Below are 18,911 nucleotides of genomic sequence, written 5' to 3' on the forward strand. Positions count from 1 at the left end.
GGGAGTGGTAAACGTATGGAGCAGTTGCGTAGCTGGATGTTTGGGATTTCGTGTCTGATTGGCGTAGCGCAACTGGCGATGGCGCACGATCCGCTGTTGGATCACCCGCCCGAGGCGAATGCCGGCAACGGCAGTGAAGCACGCGGAGTGCTACGGGCTCGCGACCAGGCGATGCTGGCCAGCGAGTTGTCGGGGCGTATTGTCGAACTGCCGTTCAGTGAGGGCGAGTCGTTCAAGAAAGGCGACACCCTGGCGCGTTTCGATTGTTCGGCTTACCAGGCCCAACTGAATGCCGCCCAGGCTGCCAGCCGCGGCGCCAATGAAGAGCTGGCCCACAACAAGCAATTGGCGGCGCTCAATTCGGTTGGCCGGTTTGAAGTGGCGCGTGCCGAAGCCAAGCTCACCGAAACCCAGGCCCAGTCCCAGGTCTACCAAGTGCAGGTCAAACGCTGCAGTGTGCTGGCGCCGTTTGACGGCCAAGTGGTGCAACGCAAGGTGCAGCGCTATGAAAGCGTGTCGGCCGGGGCGCCGCTGCTGGAAATCGTCGACAACCACAGCCTTGAAATCCACCTGCTGGTGCCGTCGCGCTGGATGGGCAAACTCAAGCCCGGCCAGACCTTCGAGTTCACTCCAGACGAAACCGGCAAGGCGTTCAGCGCCACCGTCAAACGCCTTGGCGCGCGCATCGACGAGGGCAGCCAAACCCTGCTGCTGGTCGCCACGTTGCCCAGTGCCACTGGCTTGATGGCCGGCATGAGCGGCACCGCCCACTTTGCGCAACTGCAATGAACGCACCGATGCCGGGGCATATCGAGCGGGTGTTCGCGCAGTTTCTGGAGCTGGAACGCCAGACTCGCGCCGCACGCACGACCGAGCAACTGGCCTACAGCCTGGTCAATGACGGCCAGCCGCTATTTGGTTATCGCCATGCGGCGCTGTTGATCGCCGGCAAGATACAGGCTGTGACGGCGGTGAGCAGCGTCGACCCGAACGCGCCGTTTGTGGCTTTCGTCGAGCAAGCGGTGGCGCAGTTGCATAAGCAGGCGCTGGGCCAGACTGCACGTGTCGTTCCCGCCGAACAGTTGAGCGGCGCGGTGCAGGCCGACTGGCAAAGCCTGTCCGCCGGGCATGTGTTCTGGCTGCCGTTGATCGATCCCCACGGCCGGGTGTTCGGCGGCTTGTGGCTGGCGCGGGATACGCCGTGGGCCCCGGCCGAGCAGGTGTTGCTGGCACAATTGGGCGATACCTACAGCCACGCCTGGCACGCGTTGCAACCGCGTCAGCCGTGGCGGTTGCGCCTCACGCGCAAACGCCAGGTGCTGGTGGTGGTCGCCTTGCTGTTGCTGCTGCTGATTCCCGTGCGCCAATCGGTGCTGGCGCCTGCCGAAGTGGTGCCGTTGGCCGGGCAAGTGGTGGCGGCGCCGCTGGACGGGGTGATTGCCGAGTTTCTGGTCAAACCCAACCAGGCGGTGAAAACCGGCGACCTGCTGCTGCGCTTCGAAAGCACCACGCTCACCGCCCAGGCGGATGTGGCGGCACGCGCACTGGGCGTGGCCGAGGCTGAGCTCAAGGCCAATTCCCAGCGAGCGTTTGCGGATGCCGAATCAAGCTCGCGCATCGACCTGCTGGCGGCCAGGGTCGAGCAAAAACGCGCCGAACGCGACTACGCCCGCGAACTGCTCAAACGCAGCGAGGTACGCGCCGAGCGCGACGGCATCGCCGTGTTTGCCGACGCCGAACGCTGGACCGGCAAACCCGTGCAAACCGGCGAACGCCTGTTGCAGATCGCCGACCCGGCTCAAGCCGAGTTGCGCATCGAGCTGGCCGTGGGTGACGCGATTGCCCTGGCGCCCAACGCCCAAGTGGCGCTGTTCCTCGACAGCGACCCGTTGCAACGCCATCTGGCGACCCTGCAACGTGCGGCGTATGAAGCGCAGCCCACGCCCGGCGGCCAGCTTGCTTATCGACTCGATGCACAGTTTGATCAAGCGCCGCCGCGTATCGGCCTGCGCGGCACGGCAAAAATCTATGGTGAGCGTGCGCCGCTGGCCCTGTATTTGTTACGTAGGCCGCTGGCGGGCCTGCGCCAGAGCGTTGGCCTCTGATGAGCCTGCCCAAACTGCGTGAAGACCTGCAGCTGTCCAGTGCCGGCGCGGCCCTGGACGGCTCGCCGCGCTGGACCCTGGCCGACCCGGTACGCGGGCGCTATTTCAAACTCGGCGCGACCGCCATTCGCCTGCTGCGCCACTGGTCCCTGGGCGACCCGGAACACGTCCTGCAGGCGGCCAACCGAGAGCCGGGTTTGCCGTTGGGCGGCAGCGAAGTCGAGGAGTTGCTGAGCTTTCTGCGCGCCCATGACTTGATCGCCGCCTTCGACCCGCAGCAGCGCGCCAGTTACCTCCATAAAGCCGCCGCGCAAAAGCGAAGCCTGTGGCAGGTGTTGCTGCACCAGTATCTGTTTTTCCGTATTCCGCTTTGGCGCCCCGACGCGTTTCTCAACCGGGCGTGGCCTTGGCTGGCGCGGTTCGGGCCGGGGCTGTTGCGTTACGGCCTGCCGATCATCCTGGGGTTGGGGGTGTTTCTGGTCGCGCGCGACTGGCAGCGTTTTCTGGCGACTTTCCCGCACCTGTTCAGCCTCGGCGGCGCCCTGGCGTTTGGCGTGGCGCTGTTCTTTGCCAAGCTGTGCCATGAGTTCGGCCATGCCTTTATGGCCAAGCGCGCCGGCTGCCGGGTGCAGAGCATGGGGGTGGCGTTCATGGTGTTGCTGCCGATGTTCTACACCGACGTCAGCGATGCCTGGCGGGTCAATGATCGCCGCGCACGGTTGATGATCGGCGCCGGTGGGGTGATGGCCGAATTGCTGCTGGCGAGCATTGCCTTACTGGCCTGGTCGCTGTTGCCCGATGGCCCTGCGCGCACGGCGGCGTTCATGCTGGCCAGCGCCACGTGGCTGACCACGCTGGCCATCAACCTCAACCCCTTTATGCGCTTTGATGGTTACTTTTTGATCAGTGATTGGTGGGGCGTCGATAACCTGCAAGGCCGTGCTTTTGCGCTGTGCCGCTGGCGCTTGCGTGAGCTGTTGTTCGGCTATGGCGAGCCGGCGCCGGAGCCGTGGTCACCGAAGATGCAACGGCGACTGCTGGGCTGGGGCTACCTGGCGTGGTTGTGGCGGGCGGCGCTGTTTTTGGGGATTGCCCTGGCGGTGTATCACCTGTTCTTCAAGCTGCTCGGGATCTTCCTGATGCTGGTCGAGTTGGTGTGGTTCATCTTCCTGCCGATTTTCAAGGAGTGGCGCGAGTGGTGGAGCCGCCGCACCCAGGCCTATGCTCCCCGCGTGCTGCTCAGCGGCCTGGCGCTACTGCTGATTGTACTGGCGCTGGTGCTGCCGTGGCGCAGCGCCGTGGAGTTGCCGGCCATGCTTGAGGCCGGGCGCTCCAGTGCGCTGCATGCGCCGGTGGCAGCGCGGGTCAAGGCCTTGTCGGTGGTGGACGGGCAGGTGGTGAGCCAGGGCCAGGTGCTGATTGAGCTGGAATCGCCGGACCTGGATGCGCGGCAAAGCATCGTGCGCCGCGAAGTGGACATCCTGCAGTTGCAGATGCGCCGCCAGGCCGGGCGCAGCGAAACGGCGGCGGACGCCGGGATCAATGATCAGCGCCTGTCCCAGGCGTTGGCCGAATACCGAGGTTTGGCGGCGCAGCGCGAGCGCCTGCTGTTACGGGCGCCTCACGCCGGCACCGTACGCGATTTACTGCCGCAATTGAGTGTGGGCCGCTGGCTGTCGCCCAAAGACCCGCTGGCGCAAGTGGTGGAAGAGGGCGCGCGGCTGCGTGGTTACCTCGCCGAAGCCGAACTGTGGCGGGTGGCGCCGGGCGCGACGGGACGTTTTATCGCCGATGACCCCATGCGCGCGGCGATCCCGGTGGAGTTGACCGACATCGACGCGAATGGTGTGGCCTATCTGGATCAAGAGGCGCTGACGTCCGACCACCACGGGCCGATTGCCGTGCGCCGCGATGAAAATCAACGCCCGCAGCCGTTGCAGGCCCAGTACGGCGCGCGCTTGAAAAGCCAGCAACCGATCGATACGCCCCATCAGCCGTTGCGTGGTTTGGTGGTGTTGCAAGGCCGCAGTGAGTCGGTGCTGGGCGTGGCCTGGCGACGCGCCGCCGCGTTGGGTGTGAGGGAAAGCGGGTTCTGACAGGAGTTGAACGCAATGTTGAACAAGGATGGCGCCTTGGCGCAAGGCTTGGTGGTACGCCCGTCACGCAGCAGCGACGGGCCGTTTTTGCAGCGCCTGTACCGCTCGGCGCGTGCGGATTTGCAGTGGATCGACGGCGAGCAGGCGCTGGTGGAAGAAGTGATTGCCCAGCAATTCCACGTGCAGGAACAGGGCCTGGACGCGCATTTCCCCGGCGCCCTGCATTACGTGATCGAGAAGTTGGGCACGCCCATCGGCGCTTTAAGTGCGGATTTTGGCGCCCATGAAATCCGCGTGTTGTACCTGGCATTCATCCCCGCCGCGCGTGGCCAGGGCTTTGGCCGTGCGGTGCTGCAAGGTGTGCAGCAGGCGGCCACCCAGGTGTTTTGCCCGGTGGCCACGGTGGTTTGGGCGAGCAACCCCCATGCGCGCCAGCATTACCTGGCGCTGGGGTTTTGTGTGGAAGAAGAAACGCCCGCTGCGCAGCGGTTGGTGTGGTACCCGTCTCAGTTGAACACGATGCAGAAGTAACCGCGTTGCTCATCACGGCCCATGGCGGGCTCGCGGGAAACGAACACCTGTTCCAGGCAGGTGTCCACCAACGGCAAACGGCATAAACCGTCGACGAAGTCGGTGGGCCCAAGGCTTTCGAACAACACACTGAATGCCCCGCGTGGGCTGCCCGGCAGGGTGGCCTTGGGGGCTTCGGTCAGGTGCTGGATCTGGATCGGCAGCGCCGAGCCGTCGGGCAGGTACAGCATGCTGCTGCAATTGAGCAGCGGTCGAAAATGCTCAGAGGTGACCAGGTTCAACATAGAAGGCTCCCGTTCAAAAGCGCCGAGGCCCGTGAGCCCCGGCCGAGTATTTAGCCGCGTGATGGAAAGAGTCCGGTCAGGGCAATGCTGAAGTTGATCACCAGAAACGGATTCATCGTGCCCATCGGCAAGCCCTGGCCTGCCGGCGCAATCGTGCCGGTCAACGTGGTGTTGACGCCTTTGAGCGCCACCGGGTTGGCGCCTTGTTGGTCGGAGTAGATCGAAGCACTGCCGGGGCCGGTGCCGGATGCACCGATGTAGGCGTTGGTGGCGGTCGGTGTTGTCACCGGGTTGCTGACGGCGCTGGTCAGTTGCACTGAGGTACTGGCCGCCAGGGTTGTGGTGGCGTGGGTATGGACGGGCAGGTTGGCCTGGGTGGCGGTGACGCTTTCGGTGCCTGAAAACTCACCGATAACACGCGGTGACAGGTTTACGCCGTTGCCCTGGCCGATGGGCAAGCGGCCTTGCAGGTTCGGCAACCCGAAGTTTTGGCTGCCGTTGCCGCCGTAAGTGGTGCCAATCAGGGCGAACAGCGCCTGGTATTGATTGAGTGAGAGGATCTGACCTTCGCACAAGGCCCAGCCTTGCGGGGCAAAGTTAAACGCAAAGGGTTGAATGGTACCGATGAATACTTCCATGCTCTTTCATCCTTGTGGTGGGATTTGCGTGGGTGTGACGCCAATCGATCTGGTGTCATCGCAGAGCGTAGTCGGCGGTTTTGCGCGGCGCCTGGCGGTTGTAAAACAGCGAGCGAAACCGGGGCGTTTGTCCTAGAGTGGCGCTTGTTTGCGCGAGCGCAGGTTTCGCCCCGGTTAATGGGCGGTATGAGGGGATTTGAGGTGCGACGGTCTGTGGTAGAGCAAGACGACAAAGTGGGGGCATTTCCCGCAGTCAATCGCCTCTCGGCCGCCTGGGAGGGTGCCGGTTGGCTGGCCCGCTTATGGTGGGTGCCGATCCTGGCGCTGGCGATGGCCGTGCGTTTCTATGGCCTGACCGCCTCGGCGATCTGGGCCGACGAAGGCTCAAGCCTGTTGCTCAGTGAATACGCCATGGATGACCTGTGGTTTCACGCGGCCCATGACGTGCACCCACCGCTGTACTTTTTCATGCTGCGCGGGTGGATCGGGTTGTTTGGCGATGGCATCTGGTCGATTCGCGGTATGAGTGCCATTCCCGGCGTGGTGGCGGTGGGCCTTGGCATCGCGCTCACACGACAGTTATCGACCCGTCGCGCGGCCGTGCTGGCGGGTGTCCTGCTGGCGCTGTTTCCGACGGCAGTGCGTTACAGCCAGGAAGTGCGCATGTATTCGCTGCTGGCCGTGTGGCTGCTGGGCGCCACGCTGGCGCTGGTGTATTGGGTCCGTCAGCCTCAACGCACACGCTACCTGGCGGCCTATTCGCTGCTGATGGCGGCCGCTTTCTACACCCATTACTTCACCGCGTTGTGCGTGCTGGTGCATTGGGCGTGGCTGGGCGTGTTGTGTACGTCTCAAGCGCGGGGCCAACGCCTGATACTTCGTCCGTCCTGGTGGTGCGCTAACGCGTTGATTGTGGCGTTGTACCTGCCCTGGCTGCCGAACCTGCTGGACCTGATCCAGCATGTCGAGCAGCTCAAGGTCGGCGGTGACATCGGCTGGGAAGACCCGGTTTCACTGATTTCGGTGCCGTCGATGGTCTGGCAGTTCGTGCTTCAGGACGAAGGCATCGGTTTCTGGCCGCCGTTGTTCTGGCTGTTCCCACTGCTGTTGATCGCCGTGGTGGGTCTCACCGCCTGGCGTGACCGCGAGCGTTATCGCCCGGCTTGCCTGCTGGCCGCGTTCTTTCTGCTGCCGCTGCTGCTGGTATACGGTGTGTCGTTCATCTCACCGGTCTTTATCGAGCGCTACCTCACGGTGTACGCACTGGGTTTGCCGATCCTCGTGGCAGTGGCCATCGACCGCCTGCCGACGCGCCTTTCGTGGCTGGGGGCGGCGCTGTTCGTGGTGTTCGCAGGCGTGGAATTGTTGGGGCTGAAGAACAACGCCACCGTGGACGTGCAGGACCAGTTCAATGTCCCGGTGGAGTTCATCAACCGTAATTACCAGGAAGACGACCGCATCGTCCTCAGCGACATGTTGTGGTACCTCAGCTACGTGTATTACGACCAGACCGACGCCCAATTGCAGCTCTACACGCCGCCAAAACCGGATGGCACGTCGACCCGACCCAACGCTTATGGATTCGGTACGCTGGTCGACCAGGACGGTGGGCGTATTTACCTTGACCGCCTGTCGGCATTACCGGCCGATACGCGCCGTGTGTGGCTGGTCAGCAGCACCGAGCCGCCGGATGATTTCGCACCGATTCCTGATGGCTGGCGCGAGCTTCTGCGCCAGGATGGCGGCGGGGCACGCGCGCGGTTGTTTGTGCTGTGCCGCGGTCCAGAGCCTTTGCAACCAGAGGGTTGCCACTAATTTCTAATCGGCATTGGACGAATGCCGAAATGGTGGCAAATAACCACTAGTCGACACTGTAATCCTCAGCTACGCTTCGCCCATAAATGGATTTTCGTCCTACAAAGTGGTGAACGGATTGCAGTATCACTTTATCTCCGGATTACCGCGTTCCGGTTCGACTTTGCTGTCTGCGATTCTGTTGCAGAACCCGCGGTTTCACGCCGGCATGAGCAGCCCCGTAGGCACCCTGTTCAACGGCGTGCTGGGGCAATGCAGCGCCGGCAGTGAGTTTGGTTCGGTGATTGACGCCGACACCCGGCGCCGTTTGCTGCGCGGCCTGTTCGATTCGTACTACGCCGACAAAACCGCTCTCCCGATCGTCTTCGACACCAACCGCCAATGGTGCGCGCGCATGCCCGCGCTGCATGACCTGTTCCCCCAGGCCAAAGTGATCGCCTGCGTGCGCAATGTGGCCTGGATCATGGACAGCCTTGAGCGGCTGTATCGCGCCAACCCGTTCGAGAACACCAAGCTGTTCAACGATGACGTCGAGCGCAACACGGTCTACAGCCGTGTTGAAACGCTGGGCCAGCGCAATCGCCTGGTGGGCTATGCCTGGTCGGCGCTCAAAGAGGCGTACTACGGGGAAAACGCCGATTCCATGCTGGTCGTTGACTACGACTTGCTGTCCCAGGCGCCTGAGCGGGTGATGCGCCTCGTCTACGAATTTATCGGCGAGCCGTGGTTCGAGCATGATTTCGACAACCTCAGTTATGACGCGCCGGACTTCGATGACGCCTTGGGCGTCAGCGGGCTGCATCGGGTCAAATCCAAGGTCGCGTTGCAGCCTCGGCGCACCATCCTGCCGCCTGACCTCTTCGAGCAGTATGCGCACATGGAATTCTGGCGGGATGGCTCGTTGAGCGCCGCCAATGTCATTCGTACCAAGGCCGACGCCGCAATCAGCTGATTGCGGCTTTTTTCGTTTCGAGTAACAGTCTTCGACAAGCGGGTGAGCAGCATGTGGTGGAGCAAAGGTAAGGCACGGCAGGCAACAACAGGCGCCACCACCCCGGCATCGCCGATGATCATGTTCCTTGAACCCCGCATGCTGTTTGACGGCGCGGTCGCGGCCACAGTGGTCGATGCCGCCCAGGCGGACAGCCATGCCACTGCGGATGCGGCGGCCAAGGCGTCGACGGCGGATCACGCGACGGCCAGCCAGGACACCCACGCGCAAACCGACGCGCCGGCCACACCGGCACCGGTTGCCGTCCCAGGCCAGGCGGTGGTGTTCGTCGATGCGCGCGTGAAGGACGCCGCCGACCTGCTCAAAGGCGTCGCTCCCGGTACCCAGGTGGTGCAGCTGGATGCCAGCAAAGATGGTCTGCAACAGATTGCCGATTACCTGGGCAGCCACCAGGGCGTGAGTTCGGTGCAGATAGTCGCTCACGGTAATTCGGGCGACTTGTGGTTGGGCAGCACTTACCTGTCGGCCGATAACGTCGCGGCCCGCAGCGCAGTGCTGGCGCAGATCGGTCAGGACATGAATGTCGGTGGCGATATCCTGATCTATGCCTGTAACACGGCAGAGGGCGATAAGGGCATCAGCTTTGTCGACTCCCTGGCGAGCCTGACCGGGCGTGATATTGCCGCGTCCAGCAACCGCACCGGCGCGGGCGGCGACTGGACGCTGGAGATTGCCACGGGCTCTATAGAGAACCACACCGCGTTGTCGTATCAGTCGATGTCGGCGTATCAATACGGCCTGGCGACGATCACGGTGACCAGCGGGGCGGACAGCGGCATCGGTTCGCTGCGCACGGCCCTGGGCAGTGCGGTGGCGGGCGATACCGTTACCTTCAACACGCCAGGCATGACGGTCAATCTCAACTCGCAGTTGGTGATTACCAAAAACCTCACCATCGAAGGCGACCTCGACCACAACGGCACGCCGGATGTGACCATCAGCGGGCAGTACAAAACCCAGGTGCTCACGGTCAATTCCGGGGTTACCGCGACCCTGGACGGGCTGGTGATTACCAAGGGCCTGAAGGCTGGCGACGGCGGCACTGGCGGTAGCGCGACGACCGCGGCCAATTTGCTCGGGGCCGGGATCAGTAACTTCGGCAACCTGACGTTGAATAATGTCACCGTGACAGCCAACGCAGCCTCGGGTGGCGGTGGCGGTGGTGGTGTGGCCGGTGGCGATGTCGGCGGTGCTGGCGGCGGGGGCGGCGCAGTGGGCGGCGGCACCGGTGGGCATGGCGGCATTACCGGCAACGGGAGCGGTATCTACGCCGGCACCGCGGGCACCGCCAACCAGGGCGGTACGGGCGGTGGTTATCGCACCATGGGCGGTATCGGCGGTTCGAGCACCGGCGGCGCCGGTTCGACCGGCATCTACGGCTATACCAACGGTTCCGCTGGCGGCACAGCGGCCTCTGGCGGCTTGTCGATCGGCGGCGGCGGCGGTGGTTCCGGTTGGAATGCGGCCGGTGGCAAGGGCGGCGCAGCGGCCGGCGGTATCTACAACGCCAGCGGCGCCACCTTGACCATCGTCGGCACCAGCTCGATTACCGGTAACATCGGTGCCGGCGGCGGCGGTGGTGGCGGTTCGGCGGCAGGCAGCGGCACGACGTTCAATGGTGGTGACGGTGGCCTGGGGGTCGGTGCCATTTGGAACAAAGGCGCGGTATTGATCACGGCGGCTAACTTCGCGACCCTGGGGGGGACGTCCAACACCGGTGCCAGTGGCAACGGTGGCTTGGCCACCGCCGCCTCGCCAGGCAACAAGCCGACAGCCGTCAACGGGCTGTTCAACGATATCGGCGCAACCGCGAACACGGCTTACAGCCCGGCGCCGACGGCGACCATTGTGGTCGGCACCGTTGCCCAACATATCGGCAGTACGTCACCGGTGACGATTACCTTCAACCAGGCCGTAACCGGGTTCACCAACGCCGACCTGACGGTTGCCAACGGCACCCTGAGCGCGGTCAACTCCCTCGACGGCGGCATCACCTGGACGGCGACCTTTACCCCGAGTGCGGGTACCACCAGCGCCACCAACCAGATTGTCCTGGACAACACCGGTGTGAGCAGCGTTTCGACGAGCACCGCGGGGGTTGGCACCACCACGTCCAACAACTATGCCATCGATACCGTGCGGCCGACCGCGACGCTCTCGGTCAGCGCTCCTACGCTGAGCACCACGGCCAACGGTACGGTGACTATTACCTTCAGCGAAGCCGTGGCCGGTTTCAGCCTGTCTGACATGACGGCGTCCAACGGTACCCTGAGCAACCTGACCACCAGCGACAATATCCATTGGACCGCCACCCTGACGCCCACCGCCGGCAACAATACCAGCGGCAACGTCATCACCCTGGACAACACCCTGTATACCGACGCGGCGACCAACGCTGGCAGCGGCACGACCACGTCCAACGCGTATGTCATCGACACCGTGCGGCCGACCGCCAGTATCGTGGTGGCCACTACCGCGCTGAATATCGGCGGTACCTCCCTGGTGACCATCACCTTCAGCGAGGCCGTCACCGGCTTTACCTCGGCTGATTTAACCGTTGCCAACGGCACCGTCAGCGGGCTCAGCAGCAGCGATGGCGGCGTAACCTGGACCGGCACACTCGCGGCCACCGCCGGCATCACCGACACTACCAACGTGATTACCCTGGCCAACAACGGCGTCAGCGATGCGGCTGGCAACACCGGCACCGGCACCACCGACTCCAACAACTACGTCATCGACACGCAGCGGCCGACCGCAACCATTGTGGTCGCCGACAACGCATTGAAGCTCGGCGAAACCTCGCTGGTGACCATTACCTTCTCCGAAGCGGTCACAGGTTTCACCAACGCCGACCTGACCATCGCCAACGGTACCTTGACCGCCGTGAGCAGCAGCAACGGTGGCATCACCTGGACCGCGACCTTCACACCGACCAGCAACATTACCGATACCACCAACCTGATCACCCTGGATAACACCGGCGTCAGCGATGCGGCCGGCAACACCGGCACCGGCACCACCGACTCCAACAACTATGCGGTCGACACGCAACGGCCAACGGCAACGATTGTGCTGGCCGAAAACGCGCTGAAAATCGGCGGCACCTCGCTGGTGACCATCACCTTCAGCGAAGCAGTCACCGGCCTCACCAACGCCGACCTGACCATCGCCAATGGCACCTTGACCGCTGTGAGCAGCGCCGACGGTGGGGTCACCTGGACCGCGACCTTTACGCCGACCAGCAACGTCACCGACAGCACCAACCTGATCACCCTGGACAACACCGGCATTGCTGACCAGGCTGGCAACGCCGGCAGCGGCACGACCGATTCCAACAATTACGCCATCGATACCCAGCGCCCGACCGCGACCATTATTTTGGCCGACCCGACGCTGAGCGCGGGCGAAACCTCGTTGGTGACCATTACCTTTTCCGAAGCGGTCACCGGGTTCACCAACGCCGACCTGGCCGTTGCCAACGGCAACTTGAGCGCGGTCAGCAGCGCCGACGGCGGCATCACGTGGACCGCGACCTTCACGCCGACGGCGAATATCCATAGCACCACCAATATCATTACGCTGCAGAACACCGGCGTGAGTGACCTGGCGGGTAACGGTGGGTTTGGCACATCCAACTCCGGCAACTACGTGATCGATACCAGGGCCCCAACTGCAACCATCGTGGTCGCGGACAATTCGCTGACCATCGGCGAGACCTCGCTGGTGACCATCACCTTCTCCGAGGCTGTCACCGGTTTCAGCAACGCCGACCTGACCGTCGCCAATGGCACCTTGACGGCGGTGAGCAGCGCTGACGGCGGTATCACCTGGACCGCGACGCTGACACCGACCAATGCCATCACCGACACCACCAACTTGATCACGCTGGACAACAGCGGCGTACAAAACGGCTCGGGCAATGCGGGCGCCGGCACCACCAACTCCAATAATTACGCGATCGATACCCAGCGACCCACGGCCACCATCGTGGTCGCCGACAGCGCATTGGCGATTGGCGAGACGTCACAGGTGACCATCATCTTCTCCGAGGCGGTCACCGGTTTCACCAACGCCGACCTGACCATCGCCAACGGCACTCTGAGCGCGGTCAGCAGCAGCAATGGCGGCCTCACCTGGACCGCGACCTTTACGCCGACCAGCAACGTCACCGACAGCACCAACCTGATCACCTTGGACAACACCGGCGTCACCGACCAGGCGGGCAACGCCGGCAGCGGCACCACTGACTCCAACAACTATGCAATCGACAGCCAGCGGCCCACCGCGACCGTCGTGATTGCCGACCCGACCCTGAAGGCCGGCGAAACCACCCTGGTCACCGTGACCTTCTCCGAAGCGGTGACCGGTTTCGACAACAGCGACCTGAGCGTCGCCAACGGCACGTTGAGTGCAGTCAGCAGCAGTGATGGCGGCATCACCTGGACCGCGACCTTCACGCCGACGGTCGGCGTCCAGGACACCACCAACCTGATCACCTTGAACAACAGCGGCATCAGCGACATTGCGGGTAACGCCGGCACCGGCACGACCAACTCAGGCAACTACACCATCGATACGGTGTTGCCGACCGCCAGCATCGTGGTTGCCGATAACGCCCTTAACGCCGGCGAGACATCCCTGGTGACCATCACCTTCAGCGAAGCGGTCACCGGCTTCAACAACGCCGACCTGACCATCGCCAACGGCACCTTGAGTGCGCTCAGCAGCAGCGACGGTGGCATTACCTGGACGGCGACTTTCACGCCGACCAGCAATGTCACTGACACCACCAACCTGATCACGCTGGATAACAGCGGCGTACAAAACGCCTCGGGCAATGCGGGCGCCGGCACCACCAACTCCAACAATTACGCGATCGATACGGCGAGCCCGACCGCCACCCTCGTGGTCGCGGATGCGGCCCTCGGCGTCGGCCAGACCTCGCTGGTGACCATTACTTTCTCCGAGGCGGTCACCGGTTTCACCAACGCCGACCTGACGGTCGCCAATGGCACCTTGAGCGCAGTCAGCAGCAGCGATGGCGGTATCACCTGGACCGCAATGTTCGCACCGGCTGCCGGTATCACGGCCACCCGCAACCTGATCACGTTGAACAACACGGGCGTCAACGACCTGGCGGGCAACGCGGGCACGGGTACCACAGACTCCAACACTTACAGCATCGACACCCAGGCGCCGACTGCCACCGTCGTGATTGCCAACCCGCTCCTCACTGCCGGCAGCACCAGCCTCGTTACGGTAACGTTCTCGGAGCCTGTGACGGATTTCGACAACAGCGACCTGATCGTTGGCGCCGGCAGCCTCAGCAGAATGACGTCCAGCGATGGTGGGCGCACCTGGACTGGGCTATTCACACCCGTCGATGGCATTCAGGCCAGCAGCAATATCATTACGCTGAACAACGCCGGTGTGAGGGATCTTGCAGGCAACGACGGTTCGGGTTGGATCAGTTCCAATGCGTTCAACATCCAGACCTCACACCCTACTGCGACCCTTGAGATCTACGACACGATTATCAATAAGGACGAAATACAGATCGTAACGGTGCGTTTCTCCGAGGCGGTGCAGGGCTTCAACCTTGGCAGTCTGCATGCCCCGGACGGCACTTTCAGCCAACTCACCCGCTACAGCGATACGCTTTACACAGCGGTGTTCACGCCGAATGCAAACGTGACGGCCCCCGCCAATTTGATCACGCTGGACACCAGCAGCGTTCAAAACGCCTTCGGTAATAGAGGCGTTGTGAATGCGCTGTCGCCGGTTTTTGCAATCGATACGGTTATACCCACGGCGACCTGGACGCTGTCCGATAAGCTGCTGGAACCGGGCGAGACCGCCACCGTCACCGTCACCTTCTCCGAGCGGGTCACCGGGTTCGACAACCGCGCAATCGTCAACCTGCAAGCGGCCACATTGAGTCCGTTCTACAGCCTCGACGGTGGCGTGACCTGGCAGGCGACACTGACGCCGACGCCGGGCGCGGGTTCCTCGGGCAGCTACCTGATTGGTTTGTCCCTGGCTTACGTCAAAGACTTGGCCGGCAATACCAACTACGCGTTCGATGCCGGCTCAATGATCACCTACACAGTCGACCACACACCGCTGAGTTCCAATGTTTACCTGAGCTCCGAGCGTTTGGCAGTCGGCGCAACGAGCACGGTGTCTATCTACTTCAACAAGGCGGTCAGCAACTTTGACCTGAGCGACCTCAGTGCCGACAACGGCGTGCTGTCCAACCTGCGCACCAGTGATGGTGGTATCAGCTGGCAGGCAACACTCACGCCATTTGCCAATACCACCAGTGCCCAGAATGTGGTGCGGCTCAACAACGCCGGCGTGACCTACTACGGCGGCAGCACCGGCGCCGGTATCACCACTTCGCGCAACTACACGGTCGATACCCAACGCCCGACCTCCACCATTGTGGTCGACAAGACCAGCCTGGGCGGCAGCGAGCAGGCGACAGTGACCATTACCTTCAGTGAAGCCGTTGAGTTCTACAACAGCCCACAGGCGCAGAACGCCTGGCTGAGCGGCCTGAAAAGTGTGGACGGCGGCATCACCTGGACCGCCACGCTCACGCCGCAGCGCTACATCGAAGACACCAGCAATGTGGTGAGCCTGGACAATACCCAAGTGCATGACCTCAGCGGCAACGCAGGGCTGGGCACCAGTACGTCGAACAACTACGCGGTCGATACCCGCCCGGCCACTGCCACGATTGTGGTTGATAAGGCCGTGCTCGCCACGGGCGAAACGGCCAACGTCACGATTACGTTCAATGAGGCCGTTTCAGGTCTGAAACTGGAAAACCTGAGTGTCGGCAGCGGCGTGCTGAGCAACTTGAAAAGCCTGGATGGCGGCATGACCTGGACGGCCACGCTGACGCCTAAAGACCACCTCGATAATACGTATGGCACGCTGGTGCTCAATGGCCAAGGCGTGACGGACGCGGCAGGCAACTCATCAGCCGATACGTATGCCTATTCAAACTATTTTGCTGTCGATACCCAAGGCCCACAGGTGTACATCGAAGTGTCGGACACCCAGCTCAAGGCCGGGCAGGGCACCCAGGTGTTTATCTGGTTCAGCGAACCGGTGCGCGGCTTTGACCTGTCCAGCCTGAAAGTGCCGAACGGCACGCTGTCCAACCTGCAAAGTGGCGAGGGCGGCTATTACTGGACCGCGACCCTGACGCCGAACAACAACGTCAATGTCAGCGCCAACATCATCACGGTCGACAACAGCACGATTCGTGATCTGGCCGGTAACGTCGGCGGAGGCATCAGCCAGTCCAACGCCTACGCGATCAATAGCGTCACGGTCACGGCCGACCCTCTGACCCTCACCGGCGCTGTCGCAAGACCGGTGACCGACATACCGAACCTGCCGCTGCAACCGGGGGTCTTCGCTCCGCCCAGCGGCAACCTGGGTTCACCACTGACGTTCGCGCCGCTGTTTGAGCAGCGCGTACTGGGCGACGGTATTCGCCCGCTGGGGGACATTTTTATCAACAACGGCGCCACCAGCCCGAGCTTTATCGCCCAGGTGTTCACCAGCAGCGATAACGTTGGAGACGGTTCCGGCAAGGGCTTCCTCGGGTTTGGCGGTGGCGATGGCGGGATGTTTGGTACAAGCACCTTCTCCAGCCTGTTTAACCGTGAAACCGGCGGCGACGGTAGCTCACTCAAATCTTTCGACAGCCATTCGATCAAAGGCCAGGGCGACCCGGCCCAAGGGCTGCGCGGGGTATTTGGAGCGCCGACGCTCGGCCAGCAATTACAGCAACTCAAAGACATCGAACACCGCCAGGTGATGGACCTGGCACAGGCACTGCAACAAGTCGGCATCAGCGAAATGCAGGCTTGAACATACTTATTTCAAGGCGCGGTAACAGGGGCAGTCCAAGGATGAAAACACGTCATAAGTTGTTCGGCGCCAGCTTGCTGGCGCTGGCGATCAGCGGTTGTGCGGTCACCAGTGAGCCGATTGAACGCAGTGTCAGTGAGCAGCGAGCCCGCAGCGATCTGCAAGGCATGTACAAGGACCAGGAGCCGTTGAGCGGCCCGCTGACGCTGCACCAGGCCATGGCCCGTGCCGTCAAATACAACCTCGAAGGCCGTTTGAAAGTGATGGAAGAGGCCCTGGCCAAACGCCAGTCGGACCTCTCGAGTTTTGACATGCTGCCGCGCATGGCACTCTCGGCGGGTTACGCCGGGCGCAACAACACCAATGCCTCCAGCAGCCAGAGCGTGCGCACCGGCACCCAATCCCTGGAACCGTCGACTTCCCAGGATCGCGACCGCCGCGTGGCCGACCTGACCATGGTGTGGAACGTGCTCGACTTCGGCGTCAGCTACATCAGCGCCAAGCAGCAAGGCGACCAGCGTCTGATCATCCAGGAACGTCGGCGCAAGGTGATCAACACCATTGTTCAGGACGTGCGCTCGGCCTATTGGCGAGCGGTGGCGGCCGAACGTTTACTGACCCAGATCGATAGCCTGATGGCGCGTGTCGACCAAGCCCAGACCAACAGCCAGAGCATGAGCGAGCAGCGCATCGGCGACCCGGTGCAAGCCCTCGGTTACCAGCGCGCGCTGATCGAAGCCACACGCCAATTGCAGGAACAGCGCCGCGCGTTGTCCCTGGCCAAGACTGAGCTCGCAACCCTGATCAACCTGCCCATGGGCACCGACCTCAAGCTGGCCACGCCGGACAACTACAGCGTGCCCGAGCTCAAGGTCAACCTGGCCAGCCTGGAACAGGAAGCCCTGGCCAACCGCCCGGAATTACGCGAGCAGGACTACCAGACCCGCATCAGCGCCGCCGAGACCCGCAAAGCCATGCTGCGCCTGTTGCCGGGCCTGGAGTTCTCGGCCGGCGGGCACTACGACAGCAACTCGTTCCTGACCGACAACCGTTGGGCTGACTACGGCGCCAAGATCACCTGGAACCTGTTTAATGTGATTTCCGCACCCGCTGCCATCGACGTTGCCAAGGCCGGTGAGGAAGTCGCCACCGCGCGCCGCCAGGCGATGTCCATCGCCGTGCTGGCACAAATCTACGTGGCCAACGCCAACTACCAGGACGCCGTGCGGCAGTTCAGGACCAACGACCAATTGGCCAACATCGACGGGCAGATCCTCACCCAGTTGCGCAACCGTCACGAAGCCGCTGGCCTCGGCGAACTTGACCTGATCCAGGGCGAACTCAATACGCTGCAAGCCGACCTGCGCCGCGACCTGGCCTACGCCGACCTGCGCAACGCCTACGGCCAGATCTTCGCCAGCGCGGGTCTCGACCCGCTGCCCGAGCAGTTGGATTCCGACCGCGTGCAAGCCATCGCCACCGCCCTGGCCAGCCGCGAGTCGGCGTGGGCTGCGGGTAACATCACCACGGCGGTGCCTCGTGCCGTCGTCAAGTAACCCGGTCGCGCTGGCGGCGAGCATCACTCGCCGCCAGCGCGAGGCGCGCAATGGGCATCGCGGTGTGGCGATCCTGCTGACAGGCTTGCCTGCCTCGGGTAAGTCCACCATAGCTCAGGGGCTGCAGGCCGCTCTGTTCGAGCAAGACCGGCAAAGCCTGGTGCTTGACGGTGATGCCCTGCGCGGCGGCCTTAACAACGATCTCGGGTTTGCCGACAGCGACCGCCTGGAAAACATCCGCCGCGCCAGCGAACTGGCTGCACTGCTGGTGGATAACGGGCAAATCGTGATCCTGGCGATGATCGCGCCGCTTGTCGAGTTGCGGGCAGTGTTTGCTGAGCGGCTGGGCGCCGACTATCGAGAAGTGTGGTGCAGCGCCTCGCTGGCGGTGTGTGAAAGGCGCGACCCCAAAGGGCATTACGCGCGGGCTCGACGGGGTGAGCTGCCGGGGTTCACCGGCATCGGCTCACCCTACGAACCGCCACCGCATGCATCATTGGAGTTGGACACCGGCATGCTGCCTGTGCAGCAGTGCGTCGAGCGGTTGTTGGCCTGGCTGGCGCCTGAACTAGACTCTGGGCAATCATCTTATTAGGAGCCAGCCATGGAACTGCCTGTGCATAGTTTGCCGTCACTGTTCAAACAGCTCGGGCTGCCCGATGACCCGGTAAGTATCGAGAGGTTTGTGGCGGTGCATTCGCCGCTTAAACCGGATCTGAAATTGGCAGACGCCTTTTTCTGGACTGCCAGCCAGAAAGCGTTTTTGCGCGAAGAAATTTTGGAGGATGCGGATTGGGCGGAGGTGGTGGATGAGCTGAATCTTTTGTTGCGGGGAGGGCGCAGGGCGTAAAAAATTGCCTTTTGACTCCCACGGACGCTTAGCAGACCTCAAGTGAACGTTGATCTAAATGTGGGAGCTGGCTTGCCTGCGATGGCGCCGAGTCAGTTGACCTCCACCTCGACTGATCCACCGCTATTGCA

Annotated in this window: 12 protein-coding genes; 10 read left to right on the forward strand and 2 right to left on the reverse strand. The window is 62.9% G+C overall.

Translation table 11 applies throughout. The features are described 5' to 3' along the window. Window positions 1-15: 15 nt before the first annotated feature. The 4 genes from CPH89_RS10930 to CPH89_RS10945 are packed head-to-tail and all read left to right on the forward strand — an operon-like array spanning window position 16 to window position 4,732. Window positions 16-789: an efflux RND transporter periplasmic adaptor subunit gene (locus tag CPH89_RS10930; RefSeq protein ID WP_053253726.1), complete on the forward strand. Its 774-nt coding sequence runs from the start codon at window positions 16-18 to the stop codon at window positions 787-789. Further along, complete coding sequence (locus CPH89_RS10935) at window positions 786-2,105, forward strand: efflux RND transporter periplasmic adaptor subunit (protein ID WP_053253727.1); 1,320 nt, start codon at window positions 786-788, stop codon at window positions 2,103-2,105. Before CPH89_RS10930 ends, CPH89_RS10935 begins: the two co-directional genes overlap by 4 nt. Further along, a complete protein-coding gene (locus CPH89_RS10940) occupies window positions 2,105-4,201 on the forward strand; it encodes a site-2 protease family protein (RefSeq protein WP_053253728.1) in 2,097 nt (698 codons plus the stop codon). The genes CPH89_RS10935 and CPH89_RS10940 overlap by 1 nt, the downstream gene beginning before the upstream one ends. 15 nt (window positions 4,202-4,216) lie before the next feature. Further along, complete coding sequence (locus tag CPH89_RS10945; protein WP_053253729.1) at window positions 4,217-4,732, forward strand: GNAT family N-acetyltransferase; 516 nt, start codon at window positions 4,217-4,219, stop codon at window positions 4,730-4,732. Here the strand turns inward: CPH89_RS10945 and CPH89_RS10950 are convergent. Beyond that, complete coding sequence (locus CPH89_RS10950) at window positions 4,708-5,016, reverse strand: hypothetical protein (protein ID WP_053253730.1); 309 nt, start codon at window positions 5,014-5,016, stop codon at window positions 4,708-4,710. The two genes, CPH89_RS10945 and CPH89_RS10950, sit on opposite strands and share 25 nt — an antisense overlap. A gap of 50 nt (window positions 5,017-5,066) precedes the next feature. Continuing rightward, the gene (locus tag CPH89_RS10955; protein WP_053253731.1) at window positions 5,067-5,654 is read right to left on the reverse strand and encodes a phage tail protein; all 588 of its coding nucleotides are present in this window, start codon (window positions 5,652-5,654) and stop codon (window positions 5,067-5,069) included. Window positions 5,655-5,855: 201 nt separating this feature from the next. Between CPH89_RS10955 and CPH89_RS10960 the strand changes: the two genes are divergently transcribed. The 6 genes from CPH89_RS10960 to CPH89_RS10985 all read left to right on the forward strand — a co-directional run bounded on the left by CPH89_RS10960 (window position 5,856) and on the right by CPH89_RS10985 (window position 18,780). After that, window positions 5,856-7,469: a glycosyltransferase family 39 protein gene (locus CPH89_RS10960; protein ID WP_053253732.1), complete on the forward strand. Its 1,614-nt coding sequence runs from the start codon at window positions 5,856-5,858 to the stop codon at window positions 7,467-7,469. Between the two features lie 109 nt (window positions 7,470-7,578). Continuing rightward, window positions 7,579-8,421, forward strand: a complete 843-nt coding sequence (locus CPH89_RS10965; RefSeq protein WP_053253796.1) for a sulfotransferase family protein — start codon at window positions 7,579-7,581, stop codon at window positions 8,419-8,421. A 138-nt stretch (window positions 8,422-8,559) separates the two neighbouring features. Continuing rightward, complete coding sequence (locus CPH89_RS10970) at window positions 8,560-16,374, forward strand: Ig-like domain-containing protein (protein WP_053253733.1); 7,815 nt, start codon at window positions 8,560-8,562, stop codon at window positions 16,372-16,374. 41 nt (window positions 16,375-16,415) lie between these two features. Beyond that, window positions 16,416-17,930, forward strand: a complete 1,515-nt coding sequence (locus tag CPH89_RS10975; RefSeq protein WP_053253734.1) for a TolC family protein — start codon at window positions 16,416-16,418, stop codon at window positions 17,928-17,930. Next, on the forward strand, window positions 17,914-18,525 hold the full coding sequence (cysC, locus tag CPH89_RS10980; RefSeq protein WP_053253735.1) for an adenylyl-sulfate kinase: 612 nt from the start codon (window positions 17,914-17,916) through the stop codon (window positions 18,523-18,525). The genes CPH89_RS10975 and cysC overlap by 17 nt, the downstream gene beginning before the upstream one ends. A gap of 9 nt (window positions 18,526-18,534) precedes the next feature. Further along, the gene (locus CPH89_RS10985) at window positions 18,535-18,780 is read left to right on the forward strand and encodes a DUF2789 domain-containing protein (RefSeq protein ID WP_053253736.1); all 246 of its coding nucleotides are present in this window, start codon (window positions 18,535-18,537) and stop codon (window positions 18,778-18,780) included. Window positions 18,781-18,911 lie beyond the last annotated feature (131 nt).

It is taken from the genome of Pseudomonas fluorescens (assembly GCF_900215245.1).
Lineage (GTDB): Bacteria > Pseudomonadota > Gammaproteobacteria > Pseudomonadales > Pseudomonadaceae > Aquipseudomonas > Aquipseudomonas fluorescens.